We start from the raw sequence: 22,177 nt of genomic DNA, 5'->3' as shown, positions 1-22,177 counted from the left end.
AGAAATAAAATGATAAATAGAACCAGACGTTTACGTAAAACCGAAAATATTCGTCGTTTAGTTAGAGAAAATAAAATTTCTACAGACGATTTAATTTATCCTTTGTTTATTGAAGAAGGAACAAATATTGAAACAGAAATTGTTTCAATGCCCGGAATTAAGCGTTTTTCATTAGATAGAATTTCAACAGAATTAGATGAGGTTGTAGCCTTAGATATTCCAGCTGTTTTGTTGTTTGGTATTCCTTCAAAAAAAGATGAAAAAGGTTCTGAAACTTGGAATGATAACGGAATTATGCAGCAAGCAGTTCGTTTCATCAAAAAAAATTACCCAAGTTTATATGTAATTACAGATGTTTGTTTTTGTGAATATACAAGTCACGGACACTGTGGAATTATCCACGATAATGATGTTGACAATGATGCCACACTTCCAAATATTGCAAAACAAGTAATTTCACACGCAAAAGCAGGTGTTGATATGGTGGCGCCTTCAGGAATGATGGACGGAATGATTGCAACCATTCGTGAAGCACTAGACAATACAGGTTTTCCAAACTTGCCAATTATGTCGTATGCTGTAAAATATTCTTCAGCATTTTATGGCCCATTTAGAGATGCTGCAGATTCTGCGCCAACTTTTGGAGACAGAAGAACGTATCAAATGGATCCAGCAAATCGCGATGAAGGTATGCGTGAAGCAACTTTTGACGATCAAGAAGGAGCTGATATTTTGATGGTAAAACCAGCCTTGGCTTATTTAGATATTATAAGAGATTTAAAAAATAATTTTGACAGACCAATTGCATGTTACAATGTAAGTGGTGAATATGCAATGATAAAAGCAGCGGCTGAAAAGGGTTGGATTGATGGAGATCGTGTAATGATGGAAAGTTTGCTTTCAATGAAAAGAGCAGGTGCCGACATTATTATTACCTATTTTGCCAAAGATGTAGCTAAATTATTGTTGAAAAAATAAAATTTTTGAGTCGGGTAAAAATAGGTCACTATGTAGTGTTGAAGTGATAAGATTTTACAAAGCTCAATCATCAAAAAAATATTAAAAAAATGAAATTAGAAAAATCAATTGAATTATATACAAAAGGTAAAAAACATCTTGTTGGAGCTGTAAATTCACCAGTTAGAGCATTTAAATCTGTTGGTGGTGTACCTATTTTTATTGATAGAGCTAAAGGAAGTAAAATTTTTGATGTTGATGGTAACGAATATGTTGATATGGTACTGTCTTACGGACCAATGATTTTAGGTCACAGAAACAGTGTTGTAGAAAAAACTGTAAAAAAATACATGAAAAATGGTTACACTTTTGGTGCATCTACCAAAGGTGAAATTATTTTAGCTGAAATTGTTTGTGAAGCTTTTCCAGGAATGGATAAAGTTCGTTTTGTAAATTCAGGAACAGAAGCTGTGTTAAGTGCTATTCGTTTGGCGCGCGCTTTTACAGGAAAAAATAAAATTATAAAATTTGCAGGTTGTTACCACGGTCATTCAGATGCTTTATTGGTTGCTGCAGGTTCTGGATTGGCAACTTTAAGTTTGCCAGGAAGTGCTGGTGTGCCTGATGAAGCAGTAAAAAATACCTTAATTGCAGAGTATAATAATATTGACAGTGTTGAAAAACATTTGGCAAAAAATGATGATGTTGCGGCAGTAATTATTGAGCCAATTGCTGGTAATATGGGTGTTGTATTGCCTACGCAAGAATTTATTGAAGAATTAAGAGATTTAACCAAAGCTTGTGGCGTACTTTTAATTGCCGATGAGGTAATGACAGGTTTTCGTTCAAAATTTGGTGGGGCTCAAGAATTATTGGGCATTCAGGCAGATATTACTTGTTTAGGAAAAGTAATAGGTGGAGGTTTTCCAGTAGGTGCTTACGGAGCTAGAAATGAAATTATGGAAATGGTAGCGCCTTTAGGTCCAATGTATCAGGCAGGTACTTTGTCTGGTAATCCTATCGCAATGTCTTGTGGAATTGCAACATTAAAAGAATTAAAAAGACAAAATCCGTACAAAGATTTTGAAAAAACTGCAGCGTTTATAGAAAGAACGATGTTGGCAGCTGCTAAAGAAAATGGTGTTGATTTACAAGTAAACAGATTTGGTTCTATGATCAATCCATTTTTTACAAAAACACCAGTAGTAGATTTTAAAACTGCACAAACAAGTGATACGGATAAATTTAAAATATTCTTTTGGAAAATGATGGAAAATGGTGTGTTTTTGCCGCCATCACAATTTGAAGCTTGGTTTTTAGGTACAGCCATGACAAAAAGAGATATTTATCAAGTACGTTCAGCTATCAATATTGCAATGAAAGCAGTAGCGGATAAAAGTGTTAAGTTGTAAGTTTTAAGTATAAGAACCAAAAGCCAACAACTAACAACCAATAACTAAAAAAATGATCAAAAACGATTTATATTTAAGAGCCTTAAAAGGCGAAACAGTAGAGCGTCCACCTGTATGGATGATGCGTCAAGCAGGAAGATATTTACCTGAATTTATTGCAATTAGAGATAATTACGATTTTTTTACACGTTGTAGAACTCCTGAATTGGCTTCTGAAATAACGGTGCAACCAATTAGAAGATTTGGTATGGATGCGGCTATTTTATTTTCAGATATTTTAGTGATTCCGCAAGCTATGAATATTGAAGTTGAAATGAAAAACGGAGTAGGGCCTTGGTTGCCAAATCCTGTGCGTACTCAGGCAGATGTTGAAGCTGTAGTTGTTCCAGACGTTACAATTGAACTTAAATATGTAATGGATGCTATAAAAATCACAAAGCAAATGTTGAATGATGACATTCCTTTGATTGGTTTTGCTGGATCTCCGTGGACAATTTTATGTTATTGTGTGCAAGGTCAAGGTTCAAAAACATTTGATTTGGCTAAAGAATTTTGTTTTACAAAACCTGAATTGGCACATACATTACTTCAAAAAATTACAGATACTACAATTGCATACTTAAAAGAAAAAGTTAAAGCAGGTGTTAATGCTGTTCAGATATTTGATTCTTGGGGAGGAATGCTTTCTCCAGTTGATTATCAGGAGTTTTCTTGGAAATATATCAATCAAATTATTGAAGCATTAAAAGATGAAGCTCCGGTTGTTGCCTTTGGAAAAGGTTGTTGGTTTGCTTTAGAAGATATGTCAAAATCTAATGCAGCAGCTTTAGGTGTTGATTGGACAATTACGCCACAAATGGCTCGTAAATTGGCAGGTGATAAAATTACTTTGCAAGGTAATTTTGATCCAGCCCGATTGTTATCTCCACCAAAAGAGATTAAAAAAATGGTCACAAAAATGATTGACGATTTTGGAAAAGATAAATACATTGTAAATTTAGGTCACGGAATTTTACCAAACATTCCTTTAGACAATGCCAAAGCATTTATTGACGCTGTAAAAGAGTATAAATATTAGAGCGTTATTAGTTTACAGTTTTAAGTAATAAGTTTTAAATGTTTCATGATAGATTATAAAAATTATAAAGTTTGGCAAAAATCTCATAATTTAGTTTCTCAAATAAAGAGCGCTTCTATATCTATACCAACTAATATTGCTGAAGGTTGTGGTAGAGAGACTCAAAAAGAATTAGTTCGTTTTTTGTATATTTCTTCTGGATCAGCTCATGAGCTAGATTATTTATTTTTAATTTCAAGTGAATTGAATTTAATTCCACAAGATAAAGCAAATCCTATTCTTGTCGAAATTGATCAAATAAAAAGAATGTTAGCTTCGTTAATAACTAAAATAAAGTCAACAATTTAATTAAGAGTTTGAAAGTAAAACTTAAAACTTAAAACTTAAAACTTTTAACATATAACATAAAGCTTAATGACAAACCTAATTCAAAAATACAATATTCCAGGTCCTAGATATACCAGTTATCCAACTGTTCCTTTTTGGGATAAAGAAGGAATTGCTTTAGAAGATTGGACAAAAACAGTTAAAAAATCTTTTGACGAAAGTAATGATATTGAGGGGATTAGTCTTTATATTCATTTGCCTTTTTGTGAAAGTTTGTGTACATTTTGTGCCTGTCACAAAAAAATAACCAAACGTCATGAGGTTGAACAGCCTTATGTAGAAACTGTTTTAAAAGAATGGGATTTATATTGTGATTTGTTGGTTGAAAGACCAAAAATTAGAGAAATTCATTTAGGAGGTGGAACTCCAACTTTTTTTTCTGCTGAAAATTTAAAAAAACTAATTGATGGTATTTTTAAAAGAGCCGATAAGTTTGAAACTTTTGATTTTAGTTTTGAAAGTCATCCAAATTTAACGTCAGAATTACAATTACAAACTTTATACGATTTGGGTTCTAGAAGAAATAGTTTTGGAATTCAAGATTACGATCCTAAAGTTCAAAAAGCCATTCATAGAGTTCAAAGTTTTGAACAGGTTAAAAAAGTTCATGATTTATCTAAAAAAATAGGGTACGAATCTATTAGTCACGATTTAATTTTTGGATTGCCTTTTCAAACAGAAGAAAGCATTAGGACTACCATAAAAAATACGATTGCTTTAAAACCCGATAGAATTGCTTATTATAGTTACGCTCATGTGCCTTGGATAAAAGGCGTTGGGCAACGAGGATTTGAAGATAGTGATTTACCTAAAGATAGTGAAAAGCGTCATTTATATGAGCTTGGAAAACAATTGTTTTTTGACAATGGTTATGTTGAAGTTGGTATGGATCATTTTGCATTACCTTCAGATTCTTTGCATAAAGCAATGGAAGCTAAAAAGCTACATAGAAATTTTATGGGCTATACGGCAGGTAAAACCGAGTTGATGATTGGTTTGGGAATGTCGTCAATCAGTGATTCATGGTATGCGTTTGCTCAAAATGAAAAAGATGTTGATACGTATACAGAAAAAGTAAATGCAGGAATTATACCTATTTTTAGAGGGCATCTATTAACAGATAAAGATTTGGTTATTAGAAAACACATTTTAAATTTAATGTGTAATTTGGAAACGGAATGGAATGTTGGTTTAAACGTTGAAACTAAAAATGAAATTATAAGCCGTTTAAGTGAAATTATTGAAGACGGATTGATTGAAGTTTCTGAAAATAAAATTGTAGTTAAAGAGGAGGGAAGAATGTTTGTGCGTAATATTTGTATGGCATTTGATTTAAGATTGGTTGAAAATCAGCCAGATATTAGAATTTTCTCAATGACGATTTAAATCTTAAAAATAATAATAAAAAAGCCGAACAAATTGTTCGGCTTTTTTATGAGCTGTTAATTTTTTAAAGTTCTCATGTAGCTAACAACATACCACATATCATCTTGATCTGGTATTTTCTTTTCAAAGTTAGGCATATCATCTCTTCCAAAGTAGCTTTTGTAAAATAATGCACCATCTGTTTGAGTTTGAAATTCTTTTGAAGAAAAATCTCCTAAATCTCCATCTACTTCATTAGCTTTTGTTCCATCTCCTAAACCTTTTTTACCGTGACAAGAAGCACAATGTTTAGCGTATAAAACTTTTCCATCAGCAATATTATCTGCGCTTGCTTCAGTTGGGTTTTTCATATTTTTATATTTTGCAGGAACAACCCATTCTTCTTGTGCAAACTTTGTAAAAGAAAATAGCGCAAAGCTAACTACCCCAATGGTCATTAAAATTTTTATTGTTTTCATTTTTATCATATTTAAATTTATATTTACTAATTTAATACCAAAAACAGTACCAAACAACTTTATTTGCTATGTTTTAAGTTTGTATTTTTTTTCCTTCTTTTTTAATTTTAAATAAGTTAGTAATTGTATAGACATAATTTGCCCAAACACCAACTAGTAAAAAGGTTAAAACGATATACATCCAAAGTGGTGCTGCTTCAGACCATAAAGTGTTTTTAACTTTTGTAACAGGTTCTATTACATGGCTTCCCCATTTTATAGTTTGTTGTTGAACTGCATTTCCAAATTCATCACTATCTTCAATAGAAGCAATAATTGTTACGTCACCATCAGCATCTCCAGGTATGTCGGTTGGGAATTCAAATTCAAACTCACCGTCACTAATTTCGCCTTCTTGAATTTTTAACTTAGATAACATTCCTTGTACAAAAAAGATCATTTCAGCTTCATCAACAGGATTTTCATTTCCTAAACTATCAATGGTAAAAACTTTTGCAAAAACAGTTTTTACACTATCAATTTCTTTTAAATCTAATGTAATTTGAATGTCTTTTATAGTTAATGATTCTTCTTGTTCATCTATGGTTTCACTACCATTAAAACGCGCAGTTAAGTTAATTGCACCATCTTCATCAAAAAGATATTTTTGATTTTCAGGAAGTATTAATTGAGCAATTCCTTCTTCTGAAGTTTTTGAAGTACCTAATAAAATTTCTTCATCATTTAATATATTGTAAAAGTTTATTTCTGCTTCAAAAATTGGCACTAAATCTTTTCTGTCTTTTTTATGTTGACCAATAAATTTTACTTCTAATAATCTAGTATTATCAGCTTTTTTTACTGTTTTAAAAGCAAAGCGCATTTTATAATTTGTAACATCGCTTTCTTGGGCCATACTTAAGTTAAAGCACAGCAAAGCAACTAGTAAATATGTAAAAAAGGAGTAATTGTATGTATAACTTTTCATAATTTCTAATTTTGCTGTTTTTACTCAGTTACTGATGGTTGTTTCTTTTTGCTATTTTCTCTCTCGTAATCAATAATTCCAGACATTGGAATGATTGGTACAAATTTTATTAATAAGGTAAATAACAAACAAAAAGCGGCAATTCCAGTGAAAGTTAGTGACCACTCAACCCAAGTCGCAGAATAGTGAATAAACTCAATTCTTGAGTCTTGAATTGGCATATATGGTGTTTCTAAGGTTGGAATTACAATTAAATATCGGTTAAGCCACAATCCTAAAACGGCAATAATTGCAGCAAAAGTGATGGATTTAATTGTTCTAAATTTTTTGAAAAATAAAATTACAATTGGTACCAAAACACCAATATAGTTTGCAAAAATAAATTGCCAAAAATAACTACTAAATAAAGTTTTTAATAATTCTCCGTCATTGGTTTTATGACTGAACCATTTTGGAAAGTATTCGCTAAAAGTAAAATATCCAAAAAGCAATGACATTACTAATAAAATAATACCTGCAGCTATAAAGTGAATTTTACGGATGTATTTTTCTAATTTAAAATATTTTCGAATAAGATACATGCAAATAATAATAAAACCAACACCAGAGTATAAACCGGCAATTATAAAATAAGGTGCAAAAATTGTACTATTCCAACCAGGTTGAAGTGTTAAACTAAAAATCCAAGCCAATACAGTGTAAGCTACAATTGCCATAGCAATAATCATAGCAGACATTGTTCTTGTAATTTTATGTAATCTTTCTCGTTGACTTGGTGTGTCTTGATAGTTGATTGCTAGTGTTTTATATAATTTTTTTCTCCAGTTAGCAATTTTTAAATCGCTGTTATCTCTTAAAATTGCAAAATCAGGAATAAAAGTTAAGTATAGATAAATAAAGCAACCTACCAAATCTGTCATAATTGCAATAATGTCCCAAGTAATTGGTGATTGAATTCGAGGGTATAAAAATAAATAATGTAACCTGTCTAATCGACCAATACATAATAATATAAAAACAGGTCCAATTAATAGTGAAAGTACTGTAATTAATTCAACAATTCTTGAAACAGAATTTTTCCAAGGTGTTTTAAAAAAGTGTAAAATTCCTGAAATAAAAGCACCTGAGTAACTAATACCAACAAAAAAGATGAAGTTGATAATATAGACTCCCCAAACAACATTGTCGCGCATACCAGTTACAATATGCCCTTTTACAAATTGTAAAATAAAAGCATAAATACCAACAAGTATAATGGCAATTAAAAATCCAATCCATATTTTGGATCCCAAGCTCCAATTTTCGAGCATTGGAGAAAATTCTTTAACCAATTCTCTTTTTCTATTTTTTAAGTTCATAATTAAGATGATTAGGTTAAATTTTTCCGTCTTTTTTTAATTCTTGTACAAAAGGAACATCTTTGTAGCGTTCAATAATGTCTTCGTCAACATTAAAACCACGTTCAAGTGGGAATTGTCTGTTTACAGCAGGTAAATAGTAAACATTTGGTTTGGTACCTAAATGCTCTAAATGACGATAACCAGCACGGTCTTTGATTAACTCTGAAAAGCGTACAGTTTCTTCACCATTGGTAACAATGTCTTCGTTTTTATCTCCAAAATAAATAACTCCCATAGGACAAGATGATGCACAATGAGGTAACTTTCCTTGTCGTAGCATATCAGGGCAAAAATCACATTTCATAACTGTACCTTCAGCAGCAGGAACACTAGTTTCTGGAGAATATGGTTCTGTTGTATTTGTAAATTTATCTTTATGTCCCCAGTTAAAAATACGAGCAGAGTAAGGGCAACTGGTTATACAAAATTTACATCCAATACAACGCTCATTATCAACCAATACAATATTGTCATCACGTTTAAAGGTAGCGCCAGTAGGACAAACAGTAACGCAAGGTGGCTCATCACAATGAAAACATGGTTTTGGTAACCAATAAGGTGAAGCTTCTTGATTGTCTTGCATTAATTGCACTTTTAAAAATTCTTCATTATGATCCAAATTGTGTGCTTTTTGACAACCTTCTACACATTTACGTGCATTTTTGCACTTGGCTAAATCTATAACCATTACAAATTTTCTATTTGGAATTCCAACCCTAGATTCAGCTGGTGTAACAAGTGCTTCAGGATATTTATTTATACTGGCTGCATCAACTTCTACCATTTTACCATCAGGGGTTAATAATCTTATTTTTTCACCCGACGATGTATTTTCTTCATCAATGGCTAAATTAGAAATTAGTGAAGCGCCAGCAACTGCAGATACACCAGACATTAATCCTAATTTTAGGAAATTTCGTCTATTTGTACTTCCTTTTTCTATTTTTTTATCTTTCATAATATTTGAAATCTATATGAATAATTAGTGTTAATGACTTATGTAAATTTAGTTACATAAAATAATTTTCAGTATGATTTTTGTCAGAGATATTAATAATTCTTCTGAATTTTAAGTATGTATGTTTCTGTTATTCAGTATTTTAAAATCGTTGGTTTGTCATTCTGAAGTTCAGCAAAAGAAAACAAAATATCAGTTGAGATTGATATTTTGTTTTCCAAAAAAAAGATTTAAACGTTATCTAAAAGTTATAAAGTCTTGTAATGTTGAAACCTATTAAAATGTCTCCCTTAAAGAAATTATTTTGGTTATACATATAGTTTTGTTGTGGAACTATGCCCCAATAGTTTGTTGCAAATAGTTGAAATGCGTGAGCTGATGTATTAAATTCAACTCCTAAACTTAATCCTGCTTTAGGAGATTTGATACCACCAAGCAATTTATCAGATTCGGTTGGGTCATCAAATTTGGTTAAAGGTTGGCTGTAATCAATTAAAATATTTGTACCATCAGAAACTTTAAATTTAGCACCAAAAGCTATTGCAAATACATCGTTTTTCATATTGCTAGCAACCGCATTGAAGTGCGATATACTTGGTGCAACTTGAAAAGAAAATTGATTGCAAAATCTTTTTGCGAAAATAATTTGATTAAAAAAAGAATACCTGTCTTGAACATTGTTAAAGCTACCTTCAGGAAGTGCGCTAATGGTTGCATTTCCATAATAAGTAATACTTAAAGGCATACTATTTGAACGTGTTTGTTGTAAAATAGCGCCTTTTAAGTTAAAGTCTTGATATCTTTGATCTTTAGTTGTACCAAACCCAACAGTTACCCTGTCTAAAATTGCATATGAAACTGCAATTCTAATGTTTGAGGCTCCCCAAAAACCAACTAAATCGTTTTTTCCATTTACAAGACCAAACCTATGTTGTAAATCAACTTCAAGCGTGTTTCTATTAAATAACGTATTGCTTGGATTGTCTATTACAGCAGAACTTTCAAAGGTTGGTCTAGCGAGTTTTTCTTTTACTTTAGTTGAATCGTTTTTTTGAGCATTTGCCAAAAAAGGAATCATCAATAAAATAAAAAGTGATTTTATATAATTTTTCATATTTGATATCTTAAAAATTAATTATTCTTCGCGCCTTGGTTTATCCAGCCTTTTATAAATGCTTTTTCATTACCATCAGTATTGCCATGACCAGTTAGTAATTGTAGAAATAATGGACTCGTATCAGCATTATTAGCAATCACATATTCAGGAACAAGGTTATTGTAGGAAACACCTTCTCTTAAATCAAGCGAGTTACTGGCGTTATGACAACCTGTGCATTTTTTGTCCCAGATGCCAACTTGTATATCTGTAGCATATAAAATTTCCTGATCATCTGGTATTTCTGGAAGAGGTCTTTCCACTAAATCATCATAATAACATGAGTGCATTAACAATCCTCCAAATACGATTATTAGAATTTTAAATATTTTTTTCATTTTTGTATGTTTTGAAATTAAATAATCTTTGATTTTATTTAAAAGTGAATTTGTTTTATTGCACCTTTAATAGAAAAGATTACTAAATATTTTTATAAAAAAGATTAGGAGGAGTAAAACCTCCCAATCTTTTAAATATCTAATAATTATTGTTGTAAATATTCAATTGAATTTTTAAGAAGTGCTTTGACATATTTTGGGTTATGTACACCTTTACTCTTATCTTCCTCAATAGTTTTGTAGTTCCAAATAGCTTGAGCGTCTTTTGCAGAAGCATTTAATGGGTTTGTTGTACTTGCTCTATTTATACCGTCATCACCTAATACATAACCTTCTGCGTCAATTAATTTTTTAGCAAATAATAAATCATGTAAAGATTGAAGGTTTGCATCAAAGTCTGTAACACCACTTGGAACACCATTTTTATGGCAGGTTAAACAAGTTTCTTCAGAAGCTTTCCAAGTATGTCCACCTTCACTAGCGTCTGCAGATTCTCCCATATGACAAGCTGTACATGAAGATCCTTTTCTATGTGTATTATCTCCACTTCCACCAGCGCCAGGGTAACCAGTTGATCCAGCAATGTTTGCTCCCATAATACCTTCAAGTAGCGTAGCTTGCGGACTGTGGTGAGGTCCGTAACGGTAACTAGTTATTACTACAGGATCTGTTCCTGCTGGTACAGGGTAGCTATTTCTTGGTTGGTGACAAGTTGTACATGAGTTACTTAAGCCTAATTTATCTGAATTATTGGTAAAATCAATAACTACACTTGGGTCAATTACTAATTTTACAGGGTCGTTACTTCTAATAGCGTAATCTTGGCCATCATTTGCAAAATCGAAAGATCTGTGGTCTGTATGGCAACCTTTACAAGTAATTGCGTTCGAAACTGCATAACCAACTGGGTTTGCAGATTGATTTCCATCACCATCTTTAAAGTTTCCAGAAAGATAATCAATATAACCTTCATTATTATGGCATTGCGCACAACTAGCACTTGTTCCTCTTGCCCAAGAAGATCCATTACCATGTCTTGACATAGCGTAAGCGTCATGAATTGGATTTCTTGTAGCGTCAGAATGACAAGCAACACATTCTTGAACTCCAATTCCATCGGCACCATTTATACCGTCAACTCCGTCTATACCGTCTTTGCCATCTACACCAGCTATAGGGTCACTTGTACATTGAATGAACATAAAACTTGACATAATAATCATCAAGAATCCTATTAATTTTAAATTTTTCATAATATTAGATATTTGGTTGTTTTAAATCTTACTTAAATTTAGCGAGTTTGTTTGTCTTTAAATATGATAAATATCATATTTTAAAAAATCATAAACACTTGAAAATAAACGAATTGACTCTTGTTTAGAATGGTTAAAAGTAATTTATAACAGAATTTTGGCAGAAACTGTAATATTTGTTACGAAAACGTTTTAATTAAATATATTTTTAATTCATAAAATAGTTAATTCAATAAAAAGACAATTGTTGTTGTTTTAATTATTGAATAATTCGTAAAATATATAAGTATAATTGTCAAATATTTATTATTGGGTATTTTTATTTTTGTTTGTATTTGTTCAATATATATGTATAAGATGTTATTTTTTGTAAATTCGCAATTCAAAAAAAACATGTAATGGCTAGATTTGAAATTAAACTTCCAAAAATGGGTGAAAGTGTTGCGGAGGCAACCATAACTTCTTGGTTAAAAAATGTAGGTGATAATGTTGAGTTAGATGAAGCTATTGTTGAAATTGCGACAGATAAAGTAGATTCTGAAGTACCAAGTGAAGTGGAAGGTACTTTGGTTGAATTGTTGTATGAGGTTGATGATGTTGTTAAAGTAGGTGAAACCATTGCTGTTATTGAAACTTCTGATAAAGAAATTTCAACTTCAAAAACTGAAATTATAAATGAAGAAATACCTCCGGTAGTTGAAGCCATTGCTAAAGAAATTGAAAAAGTAATTGAAAATAAGGAAGTTGTTAAATTTTCTGAATCTGGAAAATTCTTTTCACCTTTGGTTAGAAATATTGCTGTTACAGAAGGAATTTCGATGGATGAGTTGGAGTGCATTGTTGGTACTGGAAAAGATGATAGAGTAACTAAAGATGATATTTTAGCTTATATTGAAAATGGAAGAGATGCTAAAAAAACTTCTAAAGTTGAAGTCAAACAAGCAACACCTCAAATAGCTGAAAAAATTGTAGAGAAGGTTGAAGAGAAATTAGCTCCAAAAGAAACGGTTAAACATTCGATACCAGTTTCTGTTAATGGTGATGATGAAATAATTGAAATGAGTCGTATGGGTAAATTAATAGCACAGCATATGACAGCATCAATTCAAACATCTGCACATGTGCAATCTTTTATTGAAGTTGATGTTACAAATATTGTAATTTGGAGAGCTAAAGTAAAAGAAGAATTTTTAAAGCGTGAATGTGAAAATATTACCTATACACCCATATTTATGCAAGCCATTGCAAATGCTTTAAAACAGTTTCCAATGATTAATATTTCTGTAGACGGAGATAAAATTATCAAAAGAAAAGCCATTAATTTAGGAATGGCAGCTGCTTTGGAAGATGGAAATTTAATTGTACCTGTTATTAAAAATGCCGATCAGTTAAATTTAGTAGGTATGACAAAAGCTGTAAACGATTTGGCAAATAAAGCACGTGCTGGAAAGTTAAACCCAGAAGATATTAAAGGTGGAACTTACACAGTTACCAATGTTGGTAGTTTTGGCAGTGTTTTTGGAACCCCAATTATCAATCAGCCGCAGGTTGCAATTTTAGCCTTGGGTGCAATTCGTAAAGTACCTGCTGTTATTGAAACTCCAGAAGGTGATTTTATTGGAATTAGACATAAAATGTTTTTATCACATTCTTACGATCACAGAGTTGTAAATGGAGCTTTAGGTGGTATGTTTATTAAGGTTCTTAAAGATAGTTTAGAAGCTTGGGATGTGAATGCTAAATTTTAAATTTTATCAATTACGAATTTTGAATTGCTTATTCGTAATTCGTAATTGATCATTATTTTTCACTCACCTTCAAACGTGCTGTTGCAGTTGTTTTTTCTTCTGAAAAATTATTTTCTAAATATTTTAAATAACCAACAATAGCAATCATTCCCGCGTTGTCTGTTGTATATTGAAATTTAGGGATGTAGGTTGTCCAACCATATTTTGATTCTGTAGCTTTTAAAACCTTTCTTATTTCAGAATTGGCACTAACACCTCCAGCAATAGCAACATGTTTAATACCTGTTTCTTTAACGGCTTTTTTTAGTTTGTCGAATAAAATTTCAACAATTGTATGTTGAATGGAAGCACAAATATCATTCAGGTTTTCTTCAATAAAATTTGGATTTTCTTTTACATTTTTCTGAATAAAATATAAAATACCTGTTTTTAAACCACTAAAACTAAAATTCAATCCATCCATTTTAGGTTTGGTAAATTTAAAAGCTTTTGGATTTCCCAATCGGGCGTATTTATCAACCAATGGACCTCCAGGGTAAGGTAATCCTAATATTTTGGCAGATTTGTCGTAAGCTTCACCAACAGCATCATCCAAAGTTTCTCCTAAAACTTCCATGTCAAAATAATTTGTAATTTTCACAAATTGTGTATGTCCACCACTAATGGTTAAACACAAAAAAGGAAAAGGAGGTTTTTGCTGATCTTCATCATCAATAAAATGCGCTAAAACATGTCCTTGCATATGATTTACCGCAATTAACGGAATGTCTAAAGCCAATGAAAGCGACTTGGCAAACGAGGTTCCAACTAAAAGTGACCCCATTAATCCAGGTCCGCGTGTAAAAGCTATGGCATGTAAATCTTTTTTGTCGATATTTGCTTGTTGAATTGCTTGTTGAATTACCGGAACAATATTTTGTTGATGTGCACGTGAGGCTAATTCAGGAACAACACCTCCGTATTTGGTGTGAATTTCTTGATTGGCAACAACATTTGAAAGTATTTTTCCGTTGCAAATTACCGCAGCACTTGTGTCGTCGCAAGAAGATTCAATACCAAGTATATAAATAGATTTAGTTTTATTCATTTAATAAAAAATAAGGCATTAATTTTGCCATTAAAATGCAAATTTAACGTATATCGTACGAATAAAAAAAATAGGGCTCAAGATATTACAAGTAGTACTTGTTTTGTTAGCAGTAATTAGTTTATTGCTCTCATTACCTGTGGTTCAAACTAGGCTGGGTAGATCGGCTACAGATTATTTACAAAAAGAGTTTGATGTTGATATTTCTATAAAACGGGTAGATCTTTCAATTTTAGGAAAGGTAAATTTTAAGGGTGTTTATATAAAAGATCACCATGCAGATACTTTAATTTATGCCAGTAACTTAAAAAGTTCAATTTATAGTTTTAAAAATATTTTAGATAATAAATTAGAATTTGGGGAGATTTTTTTAGACAATTTTACGCTAAACATTAAAACCTACAAAGACGAAGAAGACAATGCTTTAAGTGTTTTTATTGATAAATTTGATGATGGTACTGTAAGTGACCAACCTTCAAGTTTTAGATTAACTTCAGATAAAATTTATTTAAACAGAGGAAATGTTGCAATAATAGATGAAAATATAGCAAACGATACTCCAGTTTTTTTTAAAAATATAAAAGGAAAAGGCGCTGATTTTAAAATTATTGGTCCTAATGTAAATGTCTCTATTTACGATTTTGGTTTTATAGAAAATCACGGTATTGAAGCCAAATCTTTTTCAACAGAATTTGAATATACACTTTCTTATATGAAGTTTTTAAATACAAGTTTAGAAACTGAAACTTCGAAATTATTAGCCGATGTAGCATTTAGTTTTGATAGAGAAGATTTTTCGGATTTTAACAATAAAGTTAATATTAAAGCTGATTTAAAACAAGGTGATTTATCGCTTATAGATTTGCAAAAATTTTATAATGAATTTGGAGAAAGTGACTATACTCATATCACAACAAAATTAAGTGGTCAACTTAACAATTTGATTTTTACCGATTTTAAATTAGCTAGTGATAAAGGAATTGTTGTAGACGGAGATTTAAATTTAATAAATTCATTTCAAACTGAAAATGGTTTTGTTTTAGATGCCAATTTTTCCAGTTTAATTTTCAATTACAACCAACTATCTGAATTGTTGCCAAATATTGTTAAAAACTCAATTCCAACTTCATTCGAAAAATTTGGAACAATTAGGTTGGTTGGAAAAACCTATTTAACTGAAAATTTATTGAATGCACAAGTCGCTGTTAATACGGCTATTGGTTCTACAAAAACCGATTTAAAATTAGTTAATTACCAAAATACAAATGCGGTTTCTTATAAAGGAAATGTTGAAATTGACAATTTTGAGTTTGGTAAATTGATAGATGATCCATTGTTTGAAAAAATATCAATGAATGTTTTTGTAAATGGAAAAGGTTTTGATTTACAAAAAATGAACTCAATTGTTAAGGGTAATATACCTGAATTGGTTTACAATAACTATCCTTATAAAAATATAACATTAAATGGTGTTGTTAAAAATAAAATTTATAAGGGTGAAATTGAAGTAAATGACGATAATATTAAATTGCACTTTAATGGATTGGCTAATTTGTCGTTAAAAGTTTATAAATATGATTTTAAAGCAATTGTAGATCATTGTGATTTAAATAAGTTGAATATTTTTAAAAGAGATACAATTTCTAATTTAAAAGGTGATATTGAAATAAATTTCAAAGGTAATTCTGTCGATAACTTAGATGGAGCCATAAATTTTAAAAATTCATTATACACCAATCAAGATGGAGATTACTTTTTTAAAGATTTTTCCATCACTTCATCTTTTGAAGATAGCACCCGTTTAATTACAATCAATTCGCCTGAAATTGTTGAAGGTAAATTTAAAGGGCAGTTTAAATTTTATCAAATAAGTAAACTAATACAAAATTCTATAGGTAGTAATTACTCTAATTACAAACCTCACAAAGTTTCACCAAATCAGTATTTAACGTTTAGACTAGAGATTTATAATAAAATTGTAGAGTTGTTTTTTCCTGAAATTAACTTAAGTGCAAATACCATTATTTCGGGTAATGTAAATTCTGATAAAAATTTATTCAAATTAAGTGTTAAATCACCGCAAATTATTGCCTATTCAAATGTAATAGATTCTTTAAATTTACAAATAGACAATAAAAACCCAATTTTTAATACGCAGTTAATTGTTCAAAAAATAAGGTCAAATGTTTATGATATTTCCGATTTACATTTGGTAAATAAAACATTGAATGATACCCTACATTTAGCAGCCGAGTTTAAGGGTGGAAAAAATAATACAGAGCAATATAGCTTGTCGTTTTATCACACGTTTAACAAGCAAAATCAATCTGTATTAGGAATTAATAAATCAAATTTCACCTTTAAAAACAACAAATGGATTATAAATCCTGAAAATAATTTAAAAAACAAATTTGTTTATAATAATAAAACTAAAACATTTGTTTTTGAGCCATTTTTAATTGTTTCAAACGATCAAAGAATTGAATTTAAAGGGGTTATTAACGATACAATTTCAAAAGATATTCATCTTAATTTTAAAAATGTAAATTTAGGAAGCATTACGCCAAATATTGATAGCTTAAATTTAGAAGGCTTGGTAAATGGGTCAATAGATTACGCTCATTTTGGAAATCAAATTGAGCCTAAAGCCAAACTTTTAGTTGCAAATTTTAAAATTAACGATTCTCGACAAGGAGATTTAAATATTGATATTGAAGGTAAAAATTCTGTAAAACAGTTGGCTTTAGATATTTCGTTAAAATTAGATAACAATACAAGTTTTTCAGCTGTTGGAGATCTGGATTTAACCGAGGAACAACAAAATATAGATGTAGAATTAAATTTTGAAGCCTTTAAATTAGATGCTTTTAGTCCTTTGGGTGAAGATGTGTTTAACAAAATTAGAGGCTTAGCATATGGAAATGTTAATATTAAAGGTCCTTTAAACAATCCCAATATGGAGGGTGATCTGTTTTTAGATGAAGCAGGTATGTATTTTCCGTATTTAAATGTCGATTTTGATTTTAAAGGTACAAGTGTTATTAGTTTAAAAGATCAGGTTTTTACATTTGAAGATGTAACTATTAGAGATACAAAACACAATTCAAACGCAAGTTTAAAGGGTACACTAAGCCATAACTTTTTTCAAAATTGGTTTTTAAATTTAGATATTAAAACAAAAAATTTATTGGTTTTAGATACTAAGGAAGAAGAAAATTCATTGTATTATGGTACTGCTTTTTTTGAAGGTGAAGCAAAAATAAAAGGACCAACTGATAAATTAGTAATTGATATTACAGGGAAAACTAAAAAGAACACTAAATTTGTTTTACCTATTAATGATGTTAAAACTGCCGAATCATCAGAATTAATTCGATTTGTAAATTTTGAAAAAACTTTTGAAAATGAAATAGAAAGAAAAAGTTTTATTTCAGAAAAATTAAAAGGTTTGTCAATTAATTTTAATTTAGAGGTTACAAAAGATGCACTGTTTGAAATGGTTATAGACAAAACATCTGGAAGTAATTTAAGAGGTTCTGGAACTGGTAATTTACTTATAGAATTAGATACTAGAGATAAATTTAATATGTACGGAGATTTTACAGTAAATAATGGGGTTTATGATTTTAAATATGGGGGTATAATTAACAAGCCCTTTATTGTTAAAAGAGGGGGAACTATTTCATGGAGCGGAGACCCACTTACTGCCGAAATAGATATTGAAGCAATTTATAGAGTATCTGCAAATCCTAAAATATTATTAGAAAATATTTCGTCAAGTAGAAAATTACCTGTAGATTTAATTACCCGTTTTTCGGGTGGGTTGTTCAATTCAGATATAGAATTTGATATTGAAATACCTAATTCAAGTTCAACCGTGGCATCTGAGCTTGCATTTAAATTAAGTAACAATATAAATACTCAGTTTATTTCACTTTTAGTAGCTGGAACTTTTTATAATGAAGCTGAAGCAAATTTAAATGGAAATGCCGCAATTTATAGTACAGGTGCAGATATGTTAACCAATGCTTTTGACAATATTTTTAATACCCAAGACGGTAAGTTTAAGTTAAAACCAGTTTATACCGTTGGAGAAAATAATAAAGTAGATAATTTAGATGTAAGTGACCAATTGGCATTTGATATGGATTATCAAGTAAATGATAGGATTCTTATTAACGGAAAAGTTGGAGTTCCTGTAGGTGCCGAAACAAAATCAAGTGTAATAGGTGAAGTAACTGTTGAATTTTTAATGAATGAAGCTGGTACGTTTCGTCTTGCTGTTTTTAACCGTCAAAATGATATTCAATATTCTAATGAGGAAGAAGGTTATACGCAAGGTGCAGGTTTAAATTATCAAATTGACTTTGACAATGGGCGAGAATTTTTAGAAAAACTATCTTTGAAAAAGAGAATCATAAAAGATTCAATCAACAATCAAGTTATTGATACGGTATTGAATCAAAAATTAATAAATTTTAAAAATAAAAAAGACATTAAAAATGAGTAAACCAACATTAGTAATTCTAGCCGCAGGAGTAGGAAGCCGTTATGGTGGATTAAAACAATTAGATACCTTTTCAAAACAAGGTGATACAATTTTAGATTTTTCAATCTATGATGCCATTCAAGCTGGATTTGGAAAAGTAGTTTTCATTATTCGAAAAAGTATTGAAGAAGATTTTAAAGCATTTTTCAATCCTAAATTAGAAGGTAAAATTGAAGTGGATTATGTTTTTCAAGAGATAGACAGTATTCCTGAAAGATTTAAAGACAATAACCGAGAAAAACCTTGGGGTACAGGTCACGCTTTGCTAATGGCAAAAGATGCAGTTACTGAGAATTTCGCCGTAATAAATGCCGATGATTTTTATGGAAGAGAAGCTTTTGAAGGAATTGCTGAAGCACTTAGAAATACCGATAAAAATTCAACATCATTCAATATGATGGGATATATTTTAAAAAATACCATTTCTGATTATGGTTTTGTTTCAAGAGGTGAGTGCAGTGTAGATAACAATGATTATTTAACAGGTATAGTTGAGCGTACTCATATTGAAAAAGTAGATGGTGAATTGAAATTTAAAGATGACAATGATGAATTAAAACCAATTTCTGAAGACACCGTAGTTGCCATGAACTTTTTTGGTTTTACACCTAAATATTTTGAGATTTCAGGTTCTATGTTCGAAACTTTTTTAGAAAACAATTACAAAGAGCCTAAAAAAGAATTTTTTATTCCATTAGTTGTCAATCATGTAATTGTTGAAAAACTAGCTACAATGGAAGTTTTAAAATCAAATGCAAGATGGTTTGGAGTAACTTATAAAGAAGACAAGCCTTATGTAACTTCTGAAATTCAAAAGTTAAAAGATTCAGGTGTTTATCCTGAAAATTTATGGGCTTAATTTTTAAATTATATACTGTAAATTAACAAAACGCACCAAGAATTATCAATGTTAAAAATCAATTTAAATTGATCAATTCTTGGTGCTTATAATTGAAAAAAAAAGAATAAAATTGCATTAGAAAGATTTTAAAATACGAATCAAAAAAGATTTGTTTAAAATTTAAATATATTTTAGTTATTAACTTATGGAATCAAAAATAAAAAGAATAGGAGTTTTAACATCGGGTGGTGATGCGCCAGGTATGAACGCCGCAATTAGGGCTGTTGTTAGAGCTTGCTCTTATTACAATGTTGAATGTGTTGGTATTTACAGAGGATACCAAGGATTGATTGATGGAGACTTTGTAGCCTTAACACCTCGTAATGTTAGTAATATTATAAATCTTGGAGGAACTATTTTAAAGTCTGCCAGATCAGAAGGTTTTAGAACTGTTGAAGGTAGAGCAAAAGCGCATAAAAATTTAATTGATGCAAATATTGATGCAGTTGTTTTAATTGGTGGAGACGGAACTTTTACTGGAGGAATGGTTTTTAATCAGGAATATAATTTTCCTTGTATTGGAATTCCAGGAACTATAGATAACGATATTTTTGGCACAAATTATACCATTGGTTATGATACTGCCTTAAATACTGTTGTAGATGTAATTGACAAAATTAGAGATACTGCGAGTTCACATAACAGGTTATTTTTTGTTGAGGTTATGGGACGTGATGCAGGTTTTATTGCTTTAAATGCAGGTGTTGGTGCCGGAGCTGAAGAAATTTTAATTCCTGAAGAAGACTTAGGTTTAGACCGTTTGCTTGAATCTTTAAAAAGAAGTAAAAGATCAGGTAAATCATCTAGTATTGTGGTGGTTTCTGAAGGTGATAAAATTGGTAAAAATGTGTTTGAATTGGCAAATTATGTTGAAAATAATATGCCGCAATATGAAGTTCGTGTATCTGTTTTAGGGCATATGCAACGTGGAGGTTCTCCTAGTTGTTTTGATCGCGTTTTAGCAAGTCGTTTAGGTGTAAAAGCTGTTGAATTGTTATTAGATGGTCAAACCAATGTAATGGTTGGTGTAGTAGATAATAAAGTAGTAACTACTGATTTGGAAAAAGCCATAAAAGAAAATCACGAAATTAATATGGAGTTGTTACGTGTGAGTGATATCATGTCAATTTAATTGAATGATTAAAATTGGTATTAACGGATTTGGAAGAATAGGTCGTATTGCTTTTAGATCAATTATTAATAGAAACAATATTGAAGTTGTTGCTATTAACGATTTATTGCCTGCTGAACATTTAGCTTATTTATTGAAATACGATTCTGTTCACGGAAAATTTAAAGGAACTGTTGAAGTTCAAAACAATTTTTTAATAGTAAACGGAAAATCAATTAGAATAACATCTGAGAAAAACCCGCAAAATATAAAATGGAATGAGGTTGCTGTAGACTTTGTTTTAGAATCTACAGGTTTTTATACTGAAAAAAATCAGGCCGAATTGCATATACAAGGTGGTGCTAAAAAAGTAGCCATTTCGGCGCCTTCAAATAGTGCTCCTATGTTTGTGATGGGTGTTAATCATTTTAATTTAACAAAAAGCGATTTGATATTTTCAAATGCTTCTTGTACTACAAATTGTTTAGCTCCCTTGGTAAAAGTACTACATGAAAATTTTGGAATTGTTGAAGGCTTGGTAACAACAGTTCATTCAACTACTTCAAGTCAAAACACTGTTGATGGACCTTCAGATAAATGGAGAAGAGGAAGAGCTTCTTTAAATAATATGATACCTACATCAACAAGCGCATCAGATGCATTAACTAAAATCATTCCACAAATGGAAGGTAAAATTTTAGCAATGGCAGTTCGTGTTCCAATAACCGATGTTTCTTTGGTTGATTTTACGGTAAGATTAAAAACATCAACATCTTATATAGCAATAAAAAAAGCAATGAAAAATGCTTCAGAAAACGAATTAAAAGGAATTTTAGGCTATACTGAAGATGAGGTGGTTTCTCAAGATTTTGTTTCAGAACCAAGAACTTCTGTTTTTGATGCAAATGCAGGTTTGGCTTTGAATCAAAATTTTTACAAATTAATTTCTTGGTACGACAATGAGTATGGATATGCAAATAAAATCATTGATTTAATAACGTATTCAGCTTCACTTTAAAAAATAAAAAACA

The 22,177-nt window shown here is 30.5% G+C and carries 18 protein-coding genes; 10 read left to right on the top strand and 8 right to left on the bottom strand.

Annotated elements, in window-relative coordinates; translation table 11 throughout:
• The first annotated feature begins 12 nt into the window (after positions 1-12).
• The 5 genes from hemB to hemN all read left to right on the top strand — a co-directional run bounded on the left by hemB (position 13) and on the right by hemN (position 5,220).
• Positions 13-978 (top strand): porphobilinogen synthase, encoded by a 966-nt coding sequence (hemB, locus tag EC396_RS02160; protein ID WP_129365086.1) that lies wholly within the window; start codon positions 13-15, stop codon positions 976-978.
• 89 nt (positions 979-1,067) lie between these two features.
• Positions 1,068-2,369: a glutamate-1-semialdehyde 2,1-aminomutase gene (gene hemL / locus EC396_RS02155; RefSeq protein ID WP_129365058.1), complete on the top strand. Its 1,302-nt coding sequence runs from the start codon at positions 1,068-1,070 to the stop codon at positions 2,367-2,369.
• Between the two features lie 52 nt (positions 2,370-2,421).
• On the top strand, positions 2,422-3,447 hold the full coding sequence (gene hemE, locus EC396_RS02150; protein WP_129365057.1) for a uroporphyrinogen decarboxylase: 1,026 nt from the start codon (positions 2,422-2,424) through the stop codon (positions 3,445-3,447).
• 45 nt (positions 3,448-3,492) lie between these two features.
• Positions 3,493-3,795, top strand: a complete 303-nt coding sequence (locus EC396_RS02145) for a four helix bundle protein (RefSeq protein ID WP_129365056.1) — start codon at positions 3,493-3,495, stop codon at positions 3,793-3,795.
• A 66-nt stretch (positions 3,796-3,861) separates the two neighbouring features.
• Entirely contained in the window at positions 3,862-5,220 is a 1,359-nt protein-coding gene (gene hemN, locus EC396_RS02140) for an oxygen-independent coproporphyrinogen III oxidase (RefSeq protein WP_129365055.1), read from the top strand.
• Between the two features lie 56 nt (positions 5,221-5,276).
• Here the strand turns inward: hemN and EC396_RS02135 are convergent, their stop codons facing one another.
• The 7 genes from EC396_RS02135 to EC396_RS02105 form a co-directional block, all read right to left on the bottom strand.
• Positions 5,277-5,678, bottom strand: a complete 402-nt coding sequence (locus EC396_RS02135) for a c-type cytochrome (RefSeq protein ID WP_240665619.1) — start codon at positions 5,676-5,678, stop codon at positions 5,277-5,279.
• Between the two features lie 73 nt (positions 5,679-5,751).
• A complete protein-coding gene (locus EC396_RS02130) occupies positions 5,752-6,645 on the bottom strand; it encodes a hypothetical protein (protein ID WP_129365054.1) in 894 nt (297 codons plus the stop codon).
• A gap of 20 nt (positions 6,646-6,665) precedes the next feature.
• Complete coding sequence (nrfD, locus tag EC396_RS02125) at positions 6,666-8,003, bottom strand: NrfD/PsrC family molybdoenzyme membrane anchor subunit (protein ID WP_129365053.1); 1,338 nt, start codon at positions 8,001-8,003, stop codon at positions 6,666-6,668.
• A 16-nt stretch (positions 8,004-8,019) separates the two neighbouring features.
• Positions 8,020-9,003, bottom strand: coding sequence for a 4Fe-4S dicluster domain-containing protein (locus EC396_RS02120; RefSeq protein ID WP_129365052.1), 984 nt, complete (start codon positions 9,001-9,003; stop codon positions 8,020-8,022).
• Between the two features lie 241 nt (positions 9,004-9,244).
• Positions 9,245-10,117, bottom strand: a complete 873-nt coding sequence (locus EC396_RS02115; RefSeq protein WP_240665618.1) for a DUF5777 family beta-barrel protein — start codon at positions 10,115-10,117, stop codon at positions 9,245-9,247.
• 17 nt (positions 10,118-10,134) lie between these two features.
• The gene (locus EC396_RS02110) at positions 10,135-10,497 is read right to left on the bottom strand and encodes a hypothetical protein (protein WP_129365051.1); all 363 of its coding nucleotides are present in this window, start codon (positions 10,495-10,497) and stop codon (positions 10,135-10,137) included.
• A 146-nt stretch (positions 10,498-10,643) separates the two neighbouring features.
• Positions 10,644-11,750 carry a hypothetical protein gene (locus EC396_RS02105; protein WP_129365050.1) on the bottom strand — a complete coding sequence of 369 codons (1,107 nt, stop codon included), beginning with the start codon at positions 11,748-11,750 and terminating at the stop codon, positions 10,644-10,646.
• Between the two features lie 398 nt (positions 11,751-12,148).
• Between EC396_RS02105 and EC396_RS02100 the strand changes: the two genes are divergently transcribed.
• Entirely contained in the window at positions 12,149-13,498 is a 1,350-nt protein-coding gene (locus EC396_RS02100) for a dihydrolipoamide acetyltransferase family protein (protein WP_129365049.1), read from the top strand.
• A 52-nt stretch (positions 13,499-13,550) separates the two neighbouring features.
• Here the strand turns inward: EC396_RS02100 and tsaD are convergent, their stop codons facing one another.
• The gene (tsaD, locus tag EC396_RS02095) at positions 13,551-14,585 is read right to left on the bottom strand and encodes a tRNA (adenosine(37)-N6)-threonylcarbamoyltransferase complex transferase subunit TsaD (protein ID WP_129365048.1); all 1,035 of its coding nucleotides are present in this window, start codon (positions 14,583-14,585) and stop codon (positions 13,551-13,553) included.
• A gap of 103 nt (positions 14,586-14,688) precedes the next feature.
• Here tsaD and EC396_RS02090 point away from each other — a divergent pair, with 103 nt between their 5' ends.
• The 4 genes from EC396_RS02090 to gap all read left to right on the top strand — a co-directional run bounded on the left by EC396_RS02090 (position 14,689) and on the right by gap (position 22,164).
• The gene (locus EC396_RS02090) at positions 14,689-19,095 is read left to right on the top strand and encodes a translocation/assembly module TamB (RefSeq protein ID WP_129365047.1); all 4,407 of its coding nucleotides are present in this window, start codon (positions 14,689-14,691) and stop codon (positions 19,093-19,095) included.
• Complete coding sequence (locus EC396_RS02085) at positions 19,088-19,993, top strand: sugar phosphate nucleotidyltransferase (protein WP_129365046.1); 906 nt, start codon at positions 19,088-19,090, stop codon at positions 19,991-19,993. Before EC396_RS02090 ends, EC396_RS02085 begins: the two co-directional genes overlap by 8 nt.
• Positions 19,994-20,180: 187 nt before the next feature.
• Positions 20,181-21,167 carry a 6-phosphofructokinase gene (gene pfkA, locus EC396_RS02080; RefSeq protein ID WP_129365045.1) on the top strand — a complete coding sequence of 329 codons (987 nt, stop codon included), beginning with the start codon at positions 20,181-20,183 and terminating at the stop codon, positions 21,165-21,167.
• A gap of 4 nt (positions 21,168-21,171) precedes the next feature.
• Positions 21,172-22,164, top strand: a complete 993-nt coding sequence (gene gap, locus EC396_RS02075) for a type I glyceraldehyde-3-phosphate dehydrogenase (protein ID WP_129365044.1) — start codon at positions 21,172-21,174, stop codon at positions 22,162-22,164.
• The last annotated feature ends 13 nt before the right edge of the window (positions 22,165-22,177 follow it).

Source organism: Lutibacter sp. HS1-25, assembly GCF_004121075.1.
Classification (GTDB): Bacteria; Bacteroidota; Bacteroidia; order Flavobacteriales; family Flavobacteriaceae; genus Lutibacter.
Note: the sequence above shows the minus strand (reverse complement) of the source record. Positions and strands in the feature narration are given on the sequence as shown.

Bases quoted from the DNA above. Each gene is read 5' to 3' on its own strand.
- EC396_RS02120 (WP_129365052.1), bottom strand. From the start codon at position 9,003: ATGAAAGATAAAAAAATAGAAAAAGGAAGTACAAATAGACGAAATTTC.
- EC396_RS02110 (WP_129365051.1), bottom strand. From the start codon at position 10,497: ATGAAAAAAATATTTAAAATTCTAATAATCGTATTTGGAGGATTGTTA.
- EC396_RS02135 (WP_240665619.1), bottom strand. From the start codon at position 5,678: ATGAAAACAATAAAAATTTTAATGACCATTGGGGTAGTTAGCTTTGCG.
- EC396_RS02085 (WP_129365046.1), top strand. From the start codon at position 19,088: ATGAGTAAACCAACATTAGTAATTCTAGCCGCAGGAGTAGGAAGCCGT.
- gap (WP_129365044.1), top strand. From the start codon at position 21,172: ATGATTAAAATTGGTATTAACGGATTTGGAAGAATAGGTCGTATTGCT.
- nrfD (WP_129365053.1), bottom strand. From the start codon at position 8,003: ATGAACTTAAAAAATAGAAAAAGAGAATTGGTTAAAGAATTTTCTCCA.
- EC396_RS02130 (WP_129365054.1), bottom strand. From the start codon at position 6,645: ATGAAAAGTTATACATACAATTACTCCTTTTTTACATATTTACTAGTT.
- EC396_RS02100 (WP_129365049.1), top strand. From the start codon at position 12,149: ATGGCTAGATTTGAAATTAAACTTCCAAAAATGGGTGAAAGTGTTGCG.
- EC396_RS02145 (WP_129365056.1), top strand. From the start codon at position 3,493: ATGATAGATTATAAAAATTATAAAGTTTGGCAAAAATCTCATAATTTA.
- pfkA (WP_129365045.1), top strand. From the start codon at position 20,181: ATGGAATCAAAAATAAAAAGAATAGGAGTTTTAACATCGGGTGGTGAT.
- hemN (WP_129365055.1), top strand. From the start codon at position 3,862: ATGACAAACCTAATTCAAAAATACAATATTCCAGGTCCTAGATATACC.
- hemE (WP_129365057.1), top strand. From the start codon at position 2,422: ATGATCAAAAACGATTTATATTTAAGAGCCTTAAAAGGCGAAACAGTA.
- hemL (WP_129365058.1), top strand. From the start codon at position 1,068: ATGAAATTAGAAAAATCAATTGAATTATATACAAAAGGTAAAAAACAT.
- EC396_RS02115 (WP_240665618.1), bottom strand. From the start codon at position 10,117: ATGAAAAATTATATAAAATCACTTTTTATTTTATTGATGATTCCTTTT.
- EC396_RS02105 (WP_129365050.1), bottom strand. From the start codon at position 11,750: ATGAAAAATTTAAAATTAATAGGATTCTTGATGATTATTATGTCAAGT.
- tsaD (WP_129365048.1), bottom strand. From the start codon at position 14,585: ATGAATAAAACTAAATCTATTTATATACTTGGTATTGAATCTTCTTGC.